At 51.6% G+C, this 17,828-nt stretch carries 15 protein-coding genes, 2 tRNA genes and 1 rRNA gene; 4 read left to right on the forward strand and 14 right to left on the reverse strand.

Annotated features, from left to right (window positions below; all coding sequences use genetic code 11):
• Positions 1 to 107 precede the first annotated feature (107 nt).
• The 4 genes from ACO0LI_RS21480 to ACO0LI_RS21495 form a co-directional block, all read right to left on the reverse strand.
• Complete coding sequence (locus ACO0LI_RS21480; RefSeq protein WP_423035115.1) at positions 108 to 926, reverse strand: anti-sigma factor family protein; 819 nt, start codon at positions 924 to 926, stop codon at positions 108 to 110.
• Positions 927 to 939: 13 nt separating this feature from the next.
• The gene (locus tag ACO0LI_RS21485) at positions 940 to 1,455 is read right to left on the reverse strand and encodes a sigma-70 family RNA polymerase sigma factor (RefSeq protein WP_423035117.1); all 516 of its coding nucleotides are present in this window, start codon (positions 1,453 to 1,455) and stop codon (positions 940 to 942) included.
• 42 nt (positions 1,456 to 1,497) lie between these two features.
• On the reverse strand, positions 1,498 to 1,872 hold the full coding sequence (locus ACO0LI_RS21490; protein WP_423035119.1) for a hypothetical protein: 375 nt from the start codon (positions 1,870 to 1,872) through the stop codon (positions 1,498 to 1,500).
• 215 nt (positions 1,873 to 2,087) lie between these two features.
• Positions 2,088 to 2,924: a hypothetical protein gene (locus ACO0LI_RS21495; protein ID WP_423035121.1), complete on the reverse strand. Its 837-nt coding sequence runs from the start codon at positions 2,922 to 2,924 to the stop codon at positions 2,088 to 2,090.
• Between the two features lie 306 nt (positions 2,925 to 3,230).
• Between ACO0LI_RS21495 and ACO0LI_RS21500 the strand changes: the two genes are divergently transcribed.
• From ACO0LI_RS21500 to ACO0LI_RS21510, 3 genes are all read left to right on the forward strand, one after another.
• The gene (locus tag ACO0LI_RS21500; RefSeq protein WP_423035123.1) at positions 3,231 to 5,087 is read left to right on the forward strand and encodes a glycoside hydrolase family 13 protein; all 1,857 of its coding nucleotides are present in this window, start codon (positions 3,231 to 3,233) and stop codon (positions 5,085 to 5,087) included.
• Between the two features lie 207 nt (positions 5,088 to 5,294).
• Positions 5,295 to 6,437, forward strand: a complete 1,143-nt coding sequence (locus ACO0LI_RS21505) for an aspartate-semialdehyde dehydrogenase (protein ID WP_423035125.1) — start codon at positions 5,295 to 5,297, stop codon at positions 6,435 to 6,437.
• A gap of 57 nt (positions 6,438 to 6,494) precedes the next feature.
• Positions 6,495 to 7,388 (forward strand): DMT family transporter, encoded by an 894-nt coding sequence (locus ACO0LI_RS21510; protein ID WP_423035127.1) that lies wholly within the window; start codon positions 6,495 to 6,497, stop codon positions 7,386 to 7,388.
• 92 nt (positions 7,389 to 7,480) lie between these two features.
• Here ACO0LI_RS21510 and ACO0LI_RS21515 read toward each other — a convergent pair whose 3' ends face one another.
• From ACO0LI_RS21515 to ACO0LI_RS21545, 7 genes are all read right to left on the reverse strand, one after another.
• The gene (locus ACO0LI_RS21515) at positions 7,481 to 9,883 is read right to left on the reverse strand and encodes a TonB-dependent receptor plug domain-containing protein (RefSeq protein ID WP_422952040.1); all 2,403 of its coding nucleotides are present in this window, start codon (positions 9,881 to 9,883) and stop codon (positions 7,481 to 7,483) included.
• Positions 9,884 to 10,047: 164 nt separating this feature from the next.
• The gene (locus ACO0LI_RS21520) at positions 10,048 to 10,848 is read right to left on the reverse strand and encodes a helical backbone metal receptor (RefSeq protein ID WP_423035141.1); all 801 of its coding nucleotides are present in this window, start codon (positions 10,846 to 10,848) and stop codon (positions 10,048 to 10,050) included.
• Between the two features lie 2 nt (positions 10,849 to 10,850).
• Positions 10,851 to 11,630 carry an SDR family oxidoreductase gene (locus ACO0LI_RS21525; RefSeq protein ID WP_423035129.1) on the reverse strand — a complete coding sequence of 260 codons (780 nt, stop codon included), beginning with the start codon at positions 11,628 to 11,630 and terminating at the stop codon, positions 10,851 to 10,853.
• Positions 11,631 to 11,686: 56 nt separating this feature from the next.
• Entirely contained in the window at positions 11,687 to 12,457 is a 771-nt protein-coding gene (locus ACO0LI_RS21530; RefSeq protein WP_423035131.1) for a thiol:disulfide interchange protein DsbA/DsbL, read from the reverse strand.
• A gap of 72 nt (positions 12,458 to 12,529) precedes the next feature.
• A complete protein-coding gene (locus tag ACO0LI_RS21535) occupies positions 12,530 to 13,168 on the reverse strand; it encodes an SPOR domain-containing protein (RefSeq protein WP_422952044.1) in 639 nt (212 codons plus the stop codon).
• A gap of 41 nt (positions 13,169 to 13,209) precedes the next feature.
• Complete coding sequence (gene argS / locus ACO0LI_RS21540; protein WP_423035133.1) at positions 13,210 to 14,922, reverse strand: arginine--tRNA ligase; 1,713 nt, start codon at positions 14,920 to 14,922, stop codon at positions 13,210 to 13,212.
• A 158-nt stretch (positions 14,923 to 15,080) separates the two neighbouring features.
• Positions 15,081 to 15,611: a DUF6622 family protein gene (locus tag ACO0LI_RS21545; RefSeq protein WP_423035135.1), complete on the reverse strand. Its 531-nt coding sequence runs from the start codon at positions 15,609 to 15,611 to the stop codon at positions 15,081 to 15,083.
• 207 nt (positions 15,612 to 15,818) lie between these two features.
• Here ACO0LI_RS21545 and ACO0LI_RS21550 point away from each other — a divergent pair, with 207 nt between their 5' ends.
• A complete protein-coding gene (locus ACO0LI_RS21550) occupies positions 15,819 to 16,727 on the forward strand; it encodes a recombination-associated protein RdgC (RefSeq protein ID WP_422952047.1) in 909 nt (302 codons plus the stop codon).
• A 613-nt stretch (positions 16,728 to 17,340) separates the two neighbouring features.
• On the opposite strand, the gene ACO0LI_RS21555 is transcribed toward ACO0LI_RS21550, so the two are convergent.
• The 3 genes from ACO0LI_RS21555 to rrf form a co-directional block, all read right to left on the reverse strand.
• A tRNA-Asp gene (locus ACO0LI_RS21555) sits at positions 17,341 to 17,417 on the reverse strand.
• 32 nt (positions 17,418 to 17,449) lie between these two features.
• Positions 17,450 to 17,525: transfer RNA gene (locus ACO0LI_RS21560), tRNA-Val, on the reverse strand.
• Between the two features lie 200 nt (positions 17,526 to 17,725).
• Positions 17,726 to 17,828, reverse strand: a 5S ribosomal RNA gene (gene rrf, locus ACO0LI_RS21565); the annotation flags it as partial.

Raw genomic sequence — 17,828 nt, forward strand, 5'->3', positions numbered from 1 at the left:
CGTCATCAAAGACCGCTTTGGCATAGAAGGAGGAAAGAATAGATATTTTCGGCAAGCCTGTCACCTGAATTTACTTAGCGTGACAAATCTCTTACGTGCAAAACTGGTCAGGAAGGTTTTTCCAGCTGCTCATACACGGCATTGGAAATACGCGCGAGTTCTGCTTTGCTGATACTGCCCGACAAGGCATAGCCAAACTTGCCATCGACCCAGTAAAACACATTGACCTTGCCATCTTGCAGGAATTTGAAACCGGTATCCTTGTTTTGCACCTGATCATTGCTGACGTACAGAGTCAGACGCTGGCCGGTCGCATCCTGATACATGAACTGGGCGACAGGGCCAGTGCCGCCCGGCAAAAGGCGGCCCCCAACCAGCTCATACGATAACTTACCCAGCTTGGGCGCACGCATGGGACTTCCCATGCGTTTAGACAGCCAGGCAACCAGTTGTTCTTCCTGCTCTGCCCCCACTTCTACCGGGCGACGCACGTCAGGACTATATACGAGATGCGCCACCGCAGCCTGATGGGCAAAGCCTGCGGCGCCATGGACACCAATTTTTTGCATCTCAGCCTGTCTCAGTACCACGCTGGCATCACTGCGTGCATGCAACCACCAGCCACTACTGGCGCTGACGAAGGCAATCCCTATACCGGCAGCCAGATGACGCCAGCCCCAGACAGCCTGATTGGCCGCGGCAGTAGCTGGTCTCAGTATTGAACTGAGACGGGCAGGCACAGGTTCATCAACAACAGGATCAAACAAGGCATGCAGGCCAGCATTCTGTTTGCGCCAGGCGCACACTTTTTCCTGCTCAGCCGGGTTCGCCTGCAGATAGTTTTCTACCTCTGCCAGGCGGGCAGCAGGCAACTGGCCATCGACATAGGCATGCAAGTCTGCTTCGCTGACGGGCTCGTGTTTCATGTTCTGGCCTTGTTCACTTGACGACTTTCAAGACTGTACTGGTGGGGCGCATTTCCATAATGGTACGCAGTTTTTCACGGCCACGCGACAGCCGCGACATCACGGTTCCCAAAGGGATATTCAAAGTCAGGGCAATATCTTCATACCGCATTTCTTCCAGCACGACCAGTAATAATACTTCGCGCTGCTCCAGTGGCAATTGCAGCAATGCTGCCTGCAGATCGCGCAATTCCAGACCATGGTTCTGGCTCGCGGCTTGCGCAGGCAAGGATGCGTCTTCATCATCGAGCTCTACTGTAGTCAGCGATGGCTTGCGCAATTGATCCAACCGCAGATTGTGCATGATGCTGAATAACCAGGCGCGCATATCACCATCCGGCAGGAACGAGCCCAGCTTCAGCCAGCCGCGTTCCATGGTGTCTTGCACCAGATCATCCGCGCCCGCCCTGTCACCCACCAACGCACGCGCATAGCGGCGCAGGCGGGGGATGCAGGCCAGTAACTGGCTGCGGCTATCTGACTGACTCATTTGTCAGACATTAAGTGCTTGAAGCTTATCGCACGACACGCTTTATTCCTTGACCAGATGCCAGACATTTTTAAAATTGTCGCCAGCACGCTCACCGGCTTTTTTATCGGCCGCATACAGGTACAGCGGCTTGCCCTCATACGCCAGTTGAGTGCTGCCATCATCGCGGGTGACGACAGAATATTTGCCAGATGGCAGCTTGACGGGTACGGCAACTGGCGGCCAGTTTGTTGCGCAAGGGCCGTTGCAAGTGCTTTTACCACTACCAGCAACATCCTTGTCAAAGCTGTATAAAGTCATGCCGGTATCACTGACGAGTATGCCATCTGCGACCTTGGGTGCGGACTGGGCTTGGGCAAACCCGGCGATGAATGTGGCGCTAGTCAGCAGGGCAAGGCAAATTTGTCTGGTTTTCATCAAAAGGCTCCTGAAAATGTAAATGAAGTATAGGTGGCTAAACGAATGTCAGCAGCATTTGACGCGCAAACTGCTTACACAGGGATATACGTAAGCTGACCAGTCTTTATTCCAGCAATTTGAAAATTATTTTTTCAGGTAGTTTTGTGCAAGCACAAAGCAAAAACCCGCCAGATTAGCTGACGGGTTCCAGTGATTTTAGAACTTCAGTAAAACTAGGCTGGTGCCCTGGTCGGGTCAGCCAGCATAGCCTGATAAAAAGGATCGGTTTGTGCTGCCAGATTAACCGCGCCAGTGGTTGTGACAAATGCCGCATAAGGCGAAGCTGCGAGTGTCTGGTTACGCATTTTCATGTTTTTCTGGTTCCAGTCATTATTCTCTTTGCTTAATTTTTCATAAGCGACTTCATAGTTTTTCAACTGATCACCCCATTCAGCCGAACCTTGCTCTGCTGTCGGGCGCTTGATGGAGTTCACGGAATCCGGCCTTGGGTCAGTATTGAAGACCAGGTCTGCCGCCAGCAGATTGGGGCCACCACCGGGATTGGATGGCGAGACAAAAGCGGATGGATTGGCCGGGTCATACACCCTGTAAGCGGCATGGGTAGGGTTGACTGCGGCAATGGTCGTGGCGGGTGCGGCTGGCGGCGTGGCAGCAGGTTTACTTGCGGCAACCGTGGTTTTACTGCTGGCAGTTGTATCGCTGACGCTGGTTACTGCTGTTGAACTTGCTGGCGTGCCAGTGACTGCTGCCACCGTGCTTGCCGTCGAAGGAGGTACTGCAGGCGGCGGCTGCAATTGCTCACGCAAAGCTGTCAGTGTGGCCTGTATCTGCGCAGCCAGGTCTGTGGTCTTGGTATCTGCGCCAAGGTCAGCGGCTTTCTCCTTGATAGCGCTGACCAGATCTGCCCTGGTTTCTGGTTTGACTGCTGCCTGCAATGCCGCCTTGAACTTGTCGGCACTCTGTTCTGCATCAGCAAGTCTGGATTTGAGCTTGCTTTGCAAAGCCTGCACATCGCCAAAAATCGAATTTAAGTTTGAAATATCCTGCATATATCCTCCCGGGATGGGGCTGCGCTTTATATGCGCTAACGCCCTTGCTTTTGCTGAGACTGCTCAGCCTGATTTGATAAGCTAGAAAATATCAAACAAAGTGACTGGATGAAGCTCAAAAAAGAGGCAGTTTCTCGTTCCAGTTCCGGCTTTGGAGCAAGCTGGACATTTTCACAGGAAGATTAATGTAATCAAAATACATAATTAAGATGAATAAAAATGTTTTATCTAATCTTAATAAATTAAAATAACTAGAAAAATGTAGTTTAAATACACAAAAATAAGACTTACCCATCAGGAGACAACATGAAAACCAAAGCCTTGGCACGTCTGTGCATGAGCTTGCTAGCCTTGCTACCTGTATTTGTACAGGCTCAGCCTGTCATGGAACATGTAGAACCCGGTTTTTGGTGGGTAGGGATGAAGAGTAACAAGCTGCAAGTCATGCTGCATGGCAAACAAATTGCCACCTACACAGCACGCATCCATTATCCAGGCGTGCAGATCAAGGGCATGCACAAGCTCAGCAATCCCAATTATCTGTTTCTGGATTTACAGATTGCACCCACCGCCCGCGCAGGCAAATTCGAGATACGCATGCAACAGGGTACTCAAGAATTTGCCATTCCTTATGAACTCAAGGCACGTGAACCAGGATCGGCACAAAGGCAGGGATTTGGCCCAGTAGATGCAATCCTGAATCTTATGCCAGACCGCTTTGCCAATGGCGACACCAGCAATGACAGTCTGCCCGGCTTTGCCGACAAGCTGGACCGCAATGATGCCAGTGCTGGCCGCCATGGTGGCGACCTGAAAGGCATACGTGACCACCTGGATTACATTGCTGGCATGGGTTACACCATGCTCTGGCCTACGCCGGTCGTGGAGAATAATCAGCAAGCTTATTCTTACCACGGCTATGCCGCCACTGATTATTACAAGGTCGATGCCCGCCTGGGCAGCAATGAAGAATATCTCCAGCTGGTAGCCGAAGCAAAAAAGAAAGGCATAGGTGTGATCCAGGATATTGTGCTGAATCACATAGGAGACGGCCACTGGTGGATGAAGGATTTGCCCGGCAAAGACTGGCTCAGCTACAACAGCGAATTTATACCGACCTACCATGCGCGTACTACGGTCAGTGACCCATATGCGTCTGCCATCGATAAAAAGAATTACACCCAGGGCTGGTTTGAAGTGCATATGCCGGACATGAACCAGCGCAACCCGCTGGTGGCGAATTACCAGATACAAAATACCATCTGGTGGATAGAGTATGCCGAGCTGGCGGGCATACGGGCAGATACTTATGGTTATTCTGATCCTGCCTTTTTAACAGAGTGGTCGCGCCGCGTCATGCAGGAATACCCACGCCTGACACTGGTCGGCGAAGAATGGTCAGATAACCCCAACCTGGTGGCGCACTGGCTGCGCGGGCACAAGAATGCAAATGGCTATATCTCGCACATGCCCAGCATGATGGACTATCCCTTGCACGATACATTGCGCCAAGCTTTGGTCGCGCCAGAGAGTCTACATTCCGGTTTTGCCACCCTGTATGAAGCGCTCGTCAATGACCAGCTCTATCCCAAACCATCAGCGATGGTGCTGTTTGAGGGCAATCATGATGTCAGCCGCCTGTACAGCGCACTTGATGAAGACTTGGATTTGTTCAAGATGGCGATCACCTATGTCGCCACCATGCCGCGCACGCCACAGTTTTATTATGGCACCGAGATTTTAATGACCAGCACCAAACACAGGGATGACGGTGCTTTTCGAAAAGACTTTCCCGGTGGCTGGGCGGGTGATGCAGTGAATGCCTTTACCGGCGCTGGTCTGAATGCAAAACAACTGGAAGCACAGACCTATATCAAGAAGCTGCTGAACTGGCGTAAGACGCAGAGCACCATCCACAGCGGCAAACTCATGCACTTCGCGCCTCAGGATGGCGTCTATGTGTATTTTCGCTATGACCAGAAGCACAAAGTCATGGTGGTGATGAACAAGAATACGGCAGATACTGAACTGGCAACGGCGCGCTTTGCTGAGATTTTACCTGCAAACGCCAAGGCTAAAGATGTGATCACTGGGCAGGAATTTGAACTGGCGCAGAAAATCAAAGTGCCTGCACGCGGTGTCCTGCTGCTGGAAATTATTTAGGCTTGAGCTGACAAAACCGGCGGCTTGATCACTGCTATCAAGTCTGTTACCATCAATTTATGAAAAGCCACTTTGCATCCACGCTGAGCATTAAGACCACCATTATCGCAATGGTGGGTTAGCGCTTTTTCATTTTTTCGCAACCCGCCTACGAGGCGGGTGCATATAGCTTGATACCTGTCTCCTGGCCACTTTAAGGAGATTTACATGGTGTCACATTCTCATCATCAAGACCGTCAGGATCATCAGGCTTCAGTAGCTAGTCCACCGCGACCGGCACGCTCTGCCTTGTCGCTCGAACATTACCCCCATGGCATGCATGTAGGTGTCGTTGGCGCAACCGGCCTGGTCGGTGAATTCATGCTCAAGCTGCTGGAAGAACGCAACTTCCCGGCCAGCTCATTGCGCCTGTTTGCGTCTGCACGTTCTGCCGGAAAATCACTCAACTGGAAAGGCAGCCAGATCGCCGTTGAAGATGCGGCAACGGCTGATTATTCTGGTCTGGACCTGGTGTTTTTCTCGGCAGGTGGAGACACTTCATTGCGCCTGGCACCGGTGGTTGCGGCTGCGGGTGCGCTGGTTATCGACAATTCCTCGGCATGGCGCATGGACCCTGCCGTGCCGCTGGTGGTGGCCGAAGTCAATCCTTATGACCTGGCAAATATCCCCAAGGGCATCATCGCAAACCCCAACTGTACGACCATGGCAGCCATGCCGGTGTTGAAACCCCTGCATGATAAAGCTGTGCTACGGCGTCTGGTGGTCAGCACTTATCAGGCAGTGTCGGGAGGTGGTGTTGCGGGTGTCGAAGAGCTGGCAAGCCAGATGCAAAAAGCCGGAGAAGACTGCACCAGGCTGGTCAATGATGGTGAAGGCATAGACTTTCCCGCACCGAAGAAATGGCAGGTGCCGATTGCCTACAATGTCGTGCCTTACAATTATCAAGTTGTTGAAGATGGTTATACCGAAGAAGAGATCAAGCTGCGTAATGAAAGTCGCAAGATACTTGGCATCCCGGATTTGAGCGTCTCCTGCACCTGTGTGCGTGTGCCAGTCTTTACAGGACATTCACTGTCCATCAATGCTGAATTTGAGCAGAGTATTTCTGCAGATACCGCGCTTGAGCTACTTAACAATGCTGCCGGTGTCGTCGTTACTGAAGTGCCCAATCCCCTGATGGCGACTGGCCGTGACCCTGTATTCGTTGGCCGGGTGCGCCCTGACCCCACGGTAGCGCATGGCCTGGCAATGTTCGTCAGTGGCGACAATCTGCGCAAGGGTGCCGCCCTGAATGCGATACAGATAGCCGAAGTGATCTACCAGCAAGGCTTGCGCAGCATGCACAAGTGAAAACCTGTGACATGATTTTGGTGTAGGCTAACAGGCTTTTGCATTGCCTGGATTATCGTGAACAAAGCCCCTGTCTCCACTTATCTGAAACTTGTCTGTGTCGCCCTGTTCTGGGGTGGCACTTTCATTGCCGGTCGCCTGGTCGCCAAAGAGATACCGCACATGATTGCGGCCTTTATCCGTTTTGCGGTTGCCTGCGCCTTATTGCTATTGCTGGCTTGGCGTCTCGAAGGTGGCTTGCCCAAACTCAGCAAACAGCAAATGCATGCGACTTTTGCACTCGGCGCGACCGGCATCTTCTTGTATAACCTGTGCTTTTTTGCCGCACTGGAAAATATGCCCGCCGGGCGCACTGCCCTGTTTGTTGCATTAAACCCCATCGTCACTGCGCTGGCACTGGCGCTGATATTTGGAGAGAGGCTCAGCAAGATACGCTGGCTGGGCATCATGGTCGCCTTTGCCGGTGCGGCAGTGGTGATTACGCGGGGTGATTTGATGAGTGCCATGCATGATTTATCGCAATCGCTGGGCAAGGGCGAGCTGTTCATGCTGGTGGCGATTTGTGGCTGGGCGGCATATACCATCATAGGCAGGCACGCTTTGAAAGGCCTGTCACCGATTGCTGCCACCACTTATGCTTCACTCTGGGGCTTGCTCTTGCTGGGCCTGGGCGCAGTACTGGAATTGCCGCGTTTTGAGCCAGCCCGCCTGAGCTGGCAAGTGCTGGCGTCACTGGTGTATCTGGGTGCTTTTGGCACGGTCATCGGTTTTGTCTGGTACTACGAAGGCGTGAAAAGCATAGGGCCTGCACGCACGGCGGTGTTCAATAATCTGGTGCCGGTATTTGGTATCAGTCTCGGTGCGCTGATACTGGGTGAACCTATCTTGCCTTCGATGATAGTCGGTGGCTTGCTGGTCATTGCTGGAGTGACTTTGACCAACAAAACCTGAGGCATCAATTCCTTATAAAAAAACCGGCCTAGCATTTGCATGCAGGCCGGTTTTTTTTGATGGGCAAGATTACACCCAGGCTGGGATCTGGATCAGAACTTCTTCCAGAGTTTCAGGAAGTAAGAAGCACCACCAAGACCAAACTGTACGCTGTCATAGTAGAAACCATTATCGGTTTCATTCGGGTCCTGACGAGTCGGTTTGACGTTGAATACATTATTGCCACCTATGGTCAGCTTGGTGGTGTCATTGAAGGCATAAGTCAGCGCCACGTCTGCCGAGGTTTTAGGTTCGTAATAGGCATTTGGTACACCAGCGGCTGTGCCCGAGAAAGTACCCAGGGTTTGTGAGCCGTAATGGATGACCTTGAACTCGCCTGCCCATGGACCCTGCTCATAATTGAAGGCCAGAGTGGCTTTCATTCTTGGGCCGCCTTGCTCTATGAACAGGCGCTCACGTTCAGACAGCAAGACATCTTCATAGCCTTTCAGGGATGCCGGGGCCTGCACCTTGGTGACTTCAGTCTTGCTGTAATTCAAACCCAGATAAGTCGATAATTTACCTGCACCCAGATTGGTTTTATGGGAAGCCGTCAAATCCAGACCCTGGGTCTTGGTATTGATGGAATTCACAAAAAACTGTGCCTGACCCACACCCAGCGCTTGCAGAGTAGTACCCAGAGCAGGGTAATTGTCAGCATCAAAACGACCGGACAAGACGATGCGGTCAGCGATGTCTATGCGGTACAAATCGGCTGTCATGGCAAATGCACTATTCGGTTTGAAAGTCAGGCCGAATGTGTAGTTTTTCGACGTTTCATCTTTCAGTTTAGGTATGCCTGCAGCATTCGCCACTGTGCCGCCATTTGGTGCCAGCACGACGTCCATAGGCTTGCCGCTGATGAAGTCAGTGAAGGTGGATGAGAAATACACTTGTTGCAGCGATGGTGCACGGAAACCTGTGCTGATAGAGCCGCGCATCAGGACATCATCAGACACCTTGTAGCTGCCTGCCAGTTTGCCGGTCAGGGTAGAACCAAAGTCGCTATAACGCTCACCACGGACCGCTGTCTGCAGCTTGAAGAGTTTGGTGACATCGGTTTCTACATCGACATAGGCAGCGACACTGTTCCTGTTTTTGTCAGTACGGTCACCAGGCTGGAAGCCGGGGAAACCCTGGCTACCGGCATTACCACCAAAACCCAGGCCATCGACGTCATTGTATGAACCTGGCTCACCGGGAGTGATCTTGTAGTTTTCACGGCGGTATTCAGCACCGAAGGCAACGTTGACACCATTCATGAAACCATCAAAGAAGCGGCTGAAGTCCAGATTGGTGGTCGCTTGAGAGAAAGAAAAACCACCGGCATCAAAACGGCTGGGGCTGATACCCTTGCCACCGGCCAACAAGTCCTTGTTGGCAATCGAGGCATTGATAGTATTGCTGACGTTGTACTTGAGTTCATTGAAACCATAAGTCTGTGACAGGTCGGCACGCCATTCGCCGATATCCCATTTATAACCTACGGTGCCGTAGATATCATTGATGTCGCCATTGATATAAGGCACGAAACCATTCGGATACATGGCAGCAGAATTGCGCGAAGGGATGTCATCAGAACCTATACCACCGCGGGCAAACGCGGCAGAAGATGCCTTGCGTTGTTGTGTACCCAGGGTGAAATACAGTTTGTCATTGCCGCCGTTGGGTACTTCACCATTCAAATAAACCGTAGGACCTGTGACCTTGGTGTCGCCAATAGTACGTGGGTTGCCTGGGTCGGCACGATTCGAGCGACCACGGTCGGTGTATTCCACCGTGATACCCAGTACGCCTTTTTCACCAAGGGCAATACCGCAATAGGCGGATGGCAGATAATTTTTACCATCGCCGACAGAGTACTGGCTATAACCAAAACTGGCTTCGCAACCAAGATTTTTCTTGAGAGTGATGTCCATGACACCGGCAATCGCGTCCGAGCCATACTGGGCGGCTGCACCATCGCGCAAGACTTGCACATTGCTGATGGCCATGACGGGAATCGCATTCAGGTCAGTACCGGTATTACCACGGTTGCGCGCGCCAAACAGGTTCACCAGCGATACCGTGTGGCGACGCTTGCCATTCACCAGCACCAGGGTCTGGTCTGAACCCAGACCACGCAGGGCCGCAGAATCCACCAGATCGGCACCATCAGCACCGGTCTGGCGGGTGGAATTGAAAGAAGGTGAGATATTGGCCAAGGTCTGTGCCAGATCAAACTGACCACCCTGCTCTGCAGCTTTGGATACCGAAATAAAATCGACAGGCAGTGGCGTATTGGTAGCGCTGGTATTGGCACGGCGCGAACCAACGATGGTCATGGTTTGTATCGGTGCTTCGGGAGCTTTTTCTGCTGCGGGAGCAGTTTGCGCACTCACCATGGCGGGAGTGAAAACAGTTGCTGCACTTGCACCATACAGGGCAAGTAAAATCGCTTTGCGCATCTTACTCATAACAAACTTCTCCAAGAATATATAGAAAACCTTAACTGGTATGCCCAGAAGTATGGTTGTCGACATATTAGAGTGTCAATTATTGTGCTATGCAGTGTGGCATTTTTGTGTAAATTGTATAGACGTATTTCGAATTTGGGGCTGATACGCAGAATTGCATAACCTTATTGCGCAGACAATTGCTTCAGGTATTGCAAACCTGCAATTGCCCTGCTGCCATACCATGACAGCATTTCACCATCGACCAGTTGTACTTGCAGGCCCAACTGCTTCTCCAGCGCATCGACATGGCTTTCAGTAAAGCGATAGGGTTCGGTAGAAAGCAAAACCCTGTCGATGGGATGCTGCATTGCACTAGCCCACTGAAAACCTGGGTAACGCAAGATGCTGTTGGGTGGCGACCAGGTTTGCCAGCCTATCAGTCCCAGCATGGCGGCGATGTAGGTGTCGCGGCTGACTGTCATCCACGGGTCTTGCCAGATACAGTAGATGACTTGCTGAGAGCTGGCCGGAGCAGGGTCCAGGGCAGCATAGGCGGCTTCAAACTGGCTGCACAACTCCTGCGCCCTTTGCTGCGCACCAAATATGCCGCCCAGCAATTGATACAAGGCCAGATTGTCGCGTGGCACCAGTGGGTGGGTGACGATGACATGGGGAATGAATTTTGCCAGCGCTTCTACTGTTGGTTTTTCATTTTCATCAATATTGACGATGAGGTGGGTAGGTGCCAGCTTGCGGATTTTTTCTATATTCACATCCTTGGTTCCACCTATCTTGGGGATAGTTTGCACTACAGACTTGGGGTGTATGCAAAAACCGGTGCGGCCAACCAGATAAGACGACAGCCCCAGCTCGCAAACCAGTTCAGTGATGGAAGGCACCAGGCTGACGATGCGCGGCTCAGCCACAGCCCCGGCATTGACCAGGTAAGGCTGATGCACGGTACCTAGCGCATCAGTCAACATGCTCATATCTGGTCGGCACGCGGTTTGCGGCGTGCCCTGGCAAACACTGCGTCGTACAGCCAGTTCGGCAAGATGCGCATTATCTTGGCGACCACACCCATTTGCCAGGGGATCACGCGGTAAGTATTACCGGCATCAATGGTCCCCAGGGCAGAGGCGCAAAAGGCCTTGACCGGCATCAGGAAAGGCATGGGGTAAGGGTTGCCCTTGGTCATGGGCGTATCGATATAGCCCGGCGCAATCGTCACGACGCGTATGCCGCTGTCGCGCAATTCTACCCGCAGCGATTCGCAATAACTGATGACCGCCGCCTTGGATGCACAGTAAGCACCTGCACCTGGCAAGCCACGTATACCCGCAACGCTGCCTATGCCAACCAGGCGACAATCAATATTGTGCGCATAAGTTTTCATGGCATTGATGAAAGGTGAAAAAGTCGCCACCGTTGCCATCAGATTGGTTTGCAGTACGCTGTCAAACACCTTGATGTCACCAGCATATTCGCTGAGCGTGCCAACTGAAATGCCGGCATTGGCGATGACGATATTAACTTGCCCAACGGCTTGCATGAAATCATTGGCAGCCTGTGTCAGTGCAGCATGATCCGTGACATCCACGGCATAGATATGATGCTGGCCGGGATTGGGCAGGCTCTGCCGCAGTTCTTCCAGCACTTCCTGGCGGCGTGCCAGCAAGCCCAGGGTAACGCCTTGCTCGGCATACGCTCTGGCAAGCGCGGCACCTATGCCAGAAGATGCACCAGTGATGAAGACTGTTTTCATGATATCCAATGAAAAAGTCCGCCGGGATGGCGGACTATCTATAACGCTATTGCTACTTATTTCTTTTTGGCTGCAGCTTTGCTTGCCGTTGATGCTGCTGCCGACGCCGCTGAACTGGCTGAGGCCGCAGCAGGTGCCGCTGCTGATGTACCACTCTTCTCTTTTTGTATCTTGGCGATCAGACTATCAAGCACCTGTATAACTGCGTGGTTCTGTATGTCTTCTGTCACCCTTGTCATGGTCGAAACTGCCAGCACTGGTGAAGTCACAAAGCGGCCATCAATGGCAATCGAAGGTACACCGTCAATCTGGTAAGCATTTGCCAGTTGAGTGGCGCGGCTGAGCTTGCTGGTGATAGAGAAAGAATTGTAGATATCAGAGAATTTTTGCTTGTCCAGACCGGACTTGGCAACGAATTCCATGATGTTGGCATCCGTTTGCAAGCGGTTGTGGTCAACATGGAAAGCGTTGAAAGCCTTCATGTGGTATTCATCGGCCTTACCCATGGCTTCCATGGTGAAGTAGAGTTTTTGCTGTGGCACCAGATCATGGAAATTCACGTGGATGCGCTTGAAGGAGATATTGTCGCCCTGCTTTTTGACCCATTCTGCCAGCAAAGGTTCCAGCGCATAGCAATGCGGACAAAAATAGCCAAAGAATTCAATGACTTCAATTTTCTTGCCACTATCAACAGGCTGGGGACGTTTCAAGACCTGATATTCGACACCAGGCTGAGGAGCAGTCGGGCTGGCATTGACGGCACCAACCACGAGAGACAGGCCAGCCAGCATGACCACGCGGCGTTTGATTTGACTGAAGAATTGCATCACGTTTCCTTTATTAATCGCTTTTTGTACGCTTATTGCACGCTCATTGCACGTTGATTACTTACCGGTCTGTTACTTGACTGTGCGGACCACGGCAACATCCACACTATTCTCTGACAAGCGGGCACGGGTACGGTTCATTGTTTCGAGTTGCGCATACGGGCCAAGACGGACATGGTACATGGTGCCGGCGTCTGAGTTTTTTTCCACAATACGAGCTTCAAAACCGATCAGTGCGAGTTTGGCGCGGCTGTTTTCTGCTGCCACCTGTTCCTTAAACGCACCAACCTGCAAAAAGTAAATATATTTTTCGTCAGCATTGTCGGCCTTGGCTGCAGCGGCAGCTTCTGCCCTCTCTGCTTTTTCGGCGGCTTTTTCTGCTGCCGTTTTTTCTGGCGGTTTGACTTCTACGGGTTTAACTGGCGGCGCTACTGTTTCTGCCGGTTTGCTGGCAGTCAGTTCCTTATTGGCTTCTTTGGCAGCATCCTTGTTGCCATACAGAGGCTTGTTAGGGTCCTGCAACTGCGTCAGGGGAATATCCGCCTTGTCCGATTTACCATTTTTATTGGTGAATGGCGTCGATGACTTGGTAATCACCATGGCCACGCCCACTGCAATAGCCAGACCGATTACCAGGCCGATGATGATGCCAGTCAGGGTACTGCCGCGCTGGCTATTCTTTTGTTTTGGGGCGTTCTGTTGAGATTTCATGCGTCTCCGACGTGTTTTGTTAGCTTGATGAGGCAATAAATTTACATTTGTGTTGGTGCTGAAACACCGATCAGTGCCAGACCATTGCGCAAGACCTGACGGGTTGCCAGTACCAGTGCCAGTCTGGCCAGCTTGATGGCTTCATCTTCAACCAGGACTTTTTCGGCGAAATAATAACTGTGCAATTCACCAGCCAGTTCGCGCAAGTAAAACGCCACCTGATGCGGCCCCAGTTCGTCGAGTGCTTTTTCAAGAACCTCTGGGTATTCTGCCAACTTCGTCAGCAAACTGGCTTCACTTGGTGCTGTCAGCGGCGACAAATCAACGGAAGTGAACGCTCCATAGGCTGTTTCGTCAGTGGAGAATTGTTCCAGCATGCGACAAATCCGTGCATGGGCATATTGCACATAAAATACCGGGTTTTGTTCAGAGCGTGCCAGAGCGACATCGACATCGAACACAAATTCTGTATCCGCCTTGCGCGAAATCAGGAAAAAGCGCACGGCATCACGGCCACGCTGCTCGTCGCCACCACCGGACCATTCAATCAGATCGCGCACGGTCACATAAGAACCGGCACGCTTGGATATCTTGACCTCGGCACCATCCTTCATGACGGTCACCATCTTATGCAGTATGTAGTCAGGATAGCCTTGCGGTATGCCTACATTCAAAGCCTGCAGGCCGCCACGTACCCGGGCTATCGTGCCATGATGGTCACTGCCCTGGATATTGATGGCCTTGCGGTAACCACGTTCCCATTTGGTGACGTGATAAGCGACGTCCGGCACGAAATAGGTGTAAGTACCATCTGACTTTTTCATGACGCGGTCTTTGTCATCACCATAGTCGGTCGTACGCAGCCACAGCGCGCCTTCCTGCTCATAGGTTTTGCCAGCGGCCTTCAGGGCGGCAACTGTGGTCTCGACCTTGTTGTCTTTGTACAGCGAAGTTTCAAGATAGTAATTATCAAACCTGACGCCAAAGGCTAGTAAATCTGCGTCCTGCTCACGGCGCAGATAGGTCACGCTGAAATGCCTTATGGATTCAATATCATCGACATCACCACTGGCTGTGACAGGTGCGCAATCGCCCGCAGAGACTGTCTTTTTCGCCAAAAAGTCTTGTGCGATATCGGCGATATAGTCGCCGTTATAGGCAGACTCTGGCCAGCCAGCCTCACCAGGAGCAAAGCCTTTGGCGCGCGCCTGTACTGACAAAGCCAGATTATTAATCTGTACACCGGCGTCGTTATAGTAAAACTCGCGGCTGACATCATAACCCTGCGCATCCAGCAAGGCAGACAGGGCATCACCCAATGCGCCCTGGCGGCCATGGCCTACGTGCAGAGGGCCAGTAGGGTTGGCAGAAACAAATTCGACCACCACTTTTTCACCAGCACCACGCTGGCTTTTGCCAAATTCTGCGCCTTTTTGCAATACTGTCGTGACCACTGCCTGCTTGGCCGCAGCAGCAAGACGGATATTGATAAAGCCAGGACCAGCGATTTCCACACTGGCAACCAGCGGACTGTCTTGTGCTTCTACTGCTGCAACGATGGCCTGTGCCAGTTCGCGTGGATTCTTGCGCAACGGTTTGGCGATCTGCATGGCGATATTGCAAGCTGCATCACCATGGGAAGGATCACGCGGGCGCTCCAGTGCTATCGTGGGCTTGAGCTCGGAACCGGCCAAGATAGGTTCAACCGCATTCTGGAATAGTTTCAGTAATTCTTGTTTTTGTTCAGCTAGCATGGCACGCAATTTTTATTGTATTTTGACAATAAATAAAATAAGGACAGGGGACATTATACTGTCTCACCCTGCCCCTGTCTGAGATGCCGCAAGCGAATCTTGCATCTTCTTGTTACGAATTACTACTCATCCTCCTGCTTTTGCTAGCCGATTGCGTTTTAAACCGTAGCAGAGCGGGTAAATACTGCGCTGGAAGACATTGCTTGTTTGTACATGATCAGGACGCGCAGCATTTTGCCAAGGAACAAACCGTTGAACAGGCCGAACAATGCAGTGCTGATAACAGCGAACAACATGTTGCTATGCAGGGAAGGATTTACGTGCAAAGCCACATTGACAACATACTTCATGACAAAAATGGACATCATCATGACCAGCGGGCCCCAGCTACCACGGTAAAACACGGTGCCTTTGTCAGCCAGGATACGCACGTTCTTGTCGCTGACCATATTCCAGGACACTGCCGCACCGGCTGTCATCGTTGCCAGCCACGCTGCCAGTACCAGAGGATCAGCACCGAAACCGGACAATATGCCTTGCACCGACAAGGCCAGCATGACCAGAGGAATGATGATCACTGCCCTGACTGTCAGTTCGCGATCAACACTTGCTTTGATGCCGCGAAATGCCAGAAAGCCCAGAATTGCCCATACATACATTGGTGTGCCGCTGATGATTTGGTTCAACATGATGATCTCCTTGAATACTGTTTAGTGGGGTTTAGCGTTATTTCGCTGGTTTGTTTTGCTGCGATGTAAGAAGTATTGCAAAGCTGAACTGCTATGTATGCCAGAAAGCGACGAAGCGTTAGTTCTTGCCGCGAAAGAGGTGTTTTTGGTCGTGAGTGGCCCAGCGCAGACGTGTAGAATGCTAGGTTTTCTTCGTCTGGATACGCTATGTGGTTCAAGAATCTGCAAGTTTTTCGTCTGACAACTCCCTGGAAGATCACTGCCGAGGAGTTGCATGCCCAATTGTCACGCATTGCGTTTTCACAATGTGCTTCGAATGAGATGCAAAGCCAGGGCTGGGCACCGCCACGCAATAATGACCAACTGGTACATAGCGTCAATCAACAATTCCTGATTTCGCTGGCAACAGAAAAGAAATTGCTGCCCTCCAGCGTCATCAACCAGGTCACCAAGGCACGCGCGCTGGAAATAGAAGAAGAACAAGGTTTCGCACCTGGCCGCAAAGCCATGAAAGACCTGAAAGAACGCATCACTGAAGAATTGTTGCCACGCGCCTTTGGCGTCAAGCGCAATACCAATGTGTGGATAGACCCGGTGAACCGCTGGCTGGTTATCGATGCATCCAGCCCATCCAAGGCTGATGAAGTCATCAAGCTTTTGCTGAAATGCTGCGACAAGCTGCCACTCGAAGGCTTGCGTACCAAGACTTCACCACAAGCAGCCATGACAGGCTGGCTGGCTGGCAATGAAGCGCCGAAGGGCTTCACCATAGACCAGGATACCGAACTCAAGTCTTCCACCGAAGACAAAGCCACCGTGCGCTACGTACGCTACACGCTGGAACCGGACGATATCCAGAAGCATATTACCGCTGGCAAACAATGCACCAAGCTGGCCCTGACCTGGGATGACAAAGTCAGCTTTGTCCTGACCGACACATTGACGATCAAGCGCATCAAACCGCTGGATGTGCTTGATGAAAGCAAGGACAAGGGTAGTAATGAAGAAGAACGCTTTGATGCAGACTTTGTACTGATGACTGCCGAGCTGGCCAGTTTGCTCAGCGATGTGGTGTTTGCTTTAGATGGTGAGATGGATAGCGCTCAGGCTGCTTGATGATCTGACGCCTTTTGTCCCGGAAACCCCTGCTCAAGTAATTGGGCGGGGGTTTTGTTTTGTGCGCAGCATTTACTATAGGCCGAAGACCTATCAATACAGAGGTACGGGGGCAGGAAAAACTGCTTGCAAGCAGACTTCGTTACTCAAATAAACGGAAATAGAACGACACGTGCTCTCTGCTTTTACTATGTTGTTTGGGTTACTTATTTTATTTCTAGATCGCAGCGCTTCCTCGCTGTAGTAGGGTGCGCCGTGCGCACCGTTTTACCATCGCTCAATCGGTCTCTTAGTCACGCCACACGGCGCATTAACCAAGGACTCCAGGCTCCAGCCTGCGCTGGAGCGACGAAGTTTCGGCTAATTCTTTCATAACCTGACGGCTGGCTACTAGCATCCCCATTACTGTTGATGAAGTATTGGAGTAGTTCAAGCCCTTGCATTGGTATGCCGATATTCAACATAAAAACTAAAACCGGCGCTCTACTGAGGCAGGAGGCTACCGTGCAGGCGCTTGCAGCGGCGTTCGTGGATCAAGGTAGATCCTTGCCTGGACTGGAGGAAAATGCAGACGAAAAAAAAGACAAGCATCGCTTGTCTTTTTTCTTGAAACTGGCGGAGCGGACGGGGCTCGAACCCGCGACCCCCGGCGTGACAGGCCGGTATTCTAACCAACTGAACTACCACTCCGAAACTACTTAACCGTTCTTTCTGTTTATCTGTGGTGGGTGCTGAGAGGCTCGAACTCCCGACCTACGCCTTGTAAGGGCGCCGCTCTACCAACTGAGCTAAGCACCCATATTCTTGCCTAGTCAGATAAACTTGATGTGTGTCACCACATCAACAGAAGCAAAATTATACTTCACAATCATGCTTCTTGTCTAGTCTTTTCATCTGTTATTTCGCTAATTTCTGCGAAACCACTTACAAAATCGACTATTCTCACTTAAAAGCAAAACCCCCACTCAATTGCTTGAGTGGGGGTATGCGGAATAAAAGCCTGACGATAACCTACTTTCACACTGGTTGCAGCACTATCATTGGCGCGTAATCGTTTCACGGTCCTGTTCGGGATGGGAAGGGGTGGTACCGATTAGCTAT

Origin of the sequence: Undibacterium sp. Tian12W, from assembly GCF_049339405.1 — a bacterium.
In the GTDB taxonomy this organism is placed as follows: Bacteria; Pseudomonadota; Gammaproteobacteria; order Burkholderiales; family Burkholderiaceae_D; genus Undibacterium.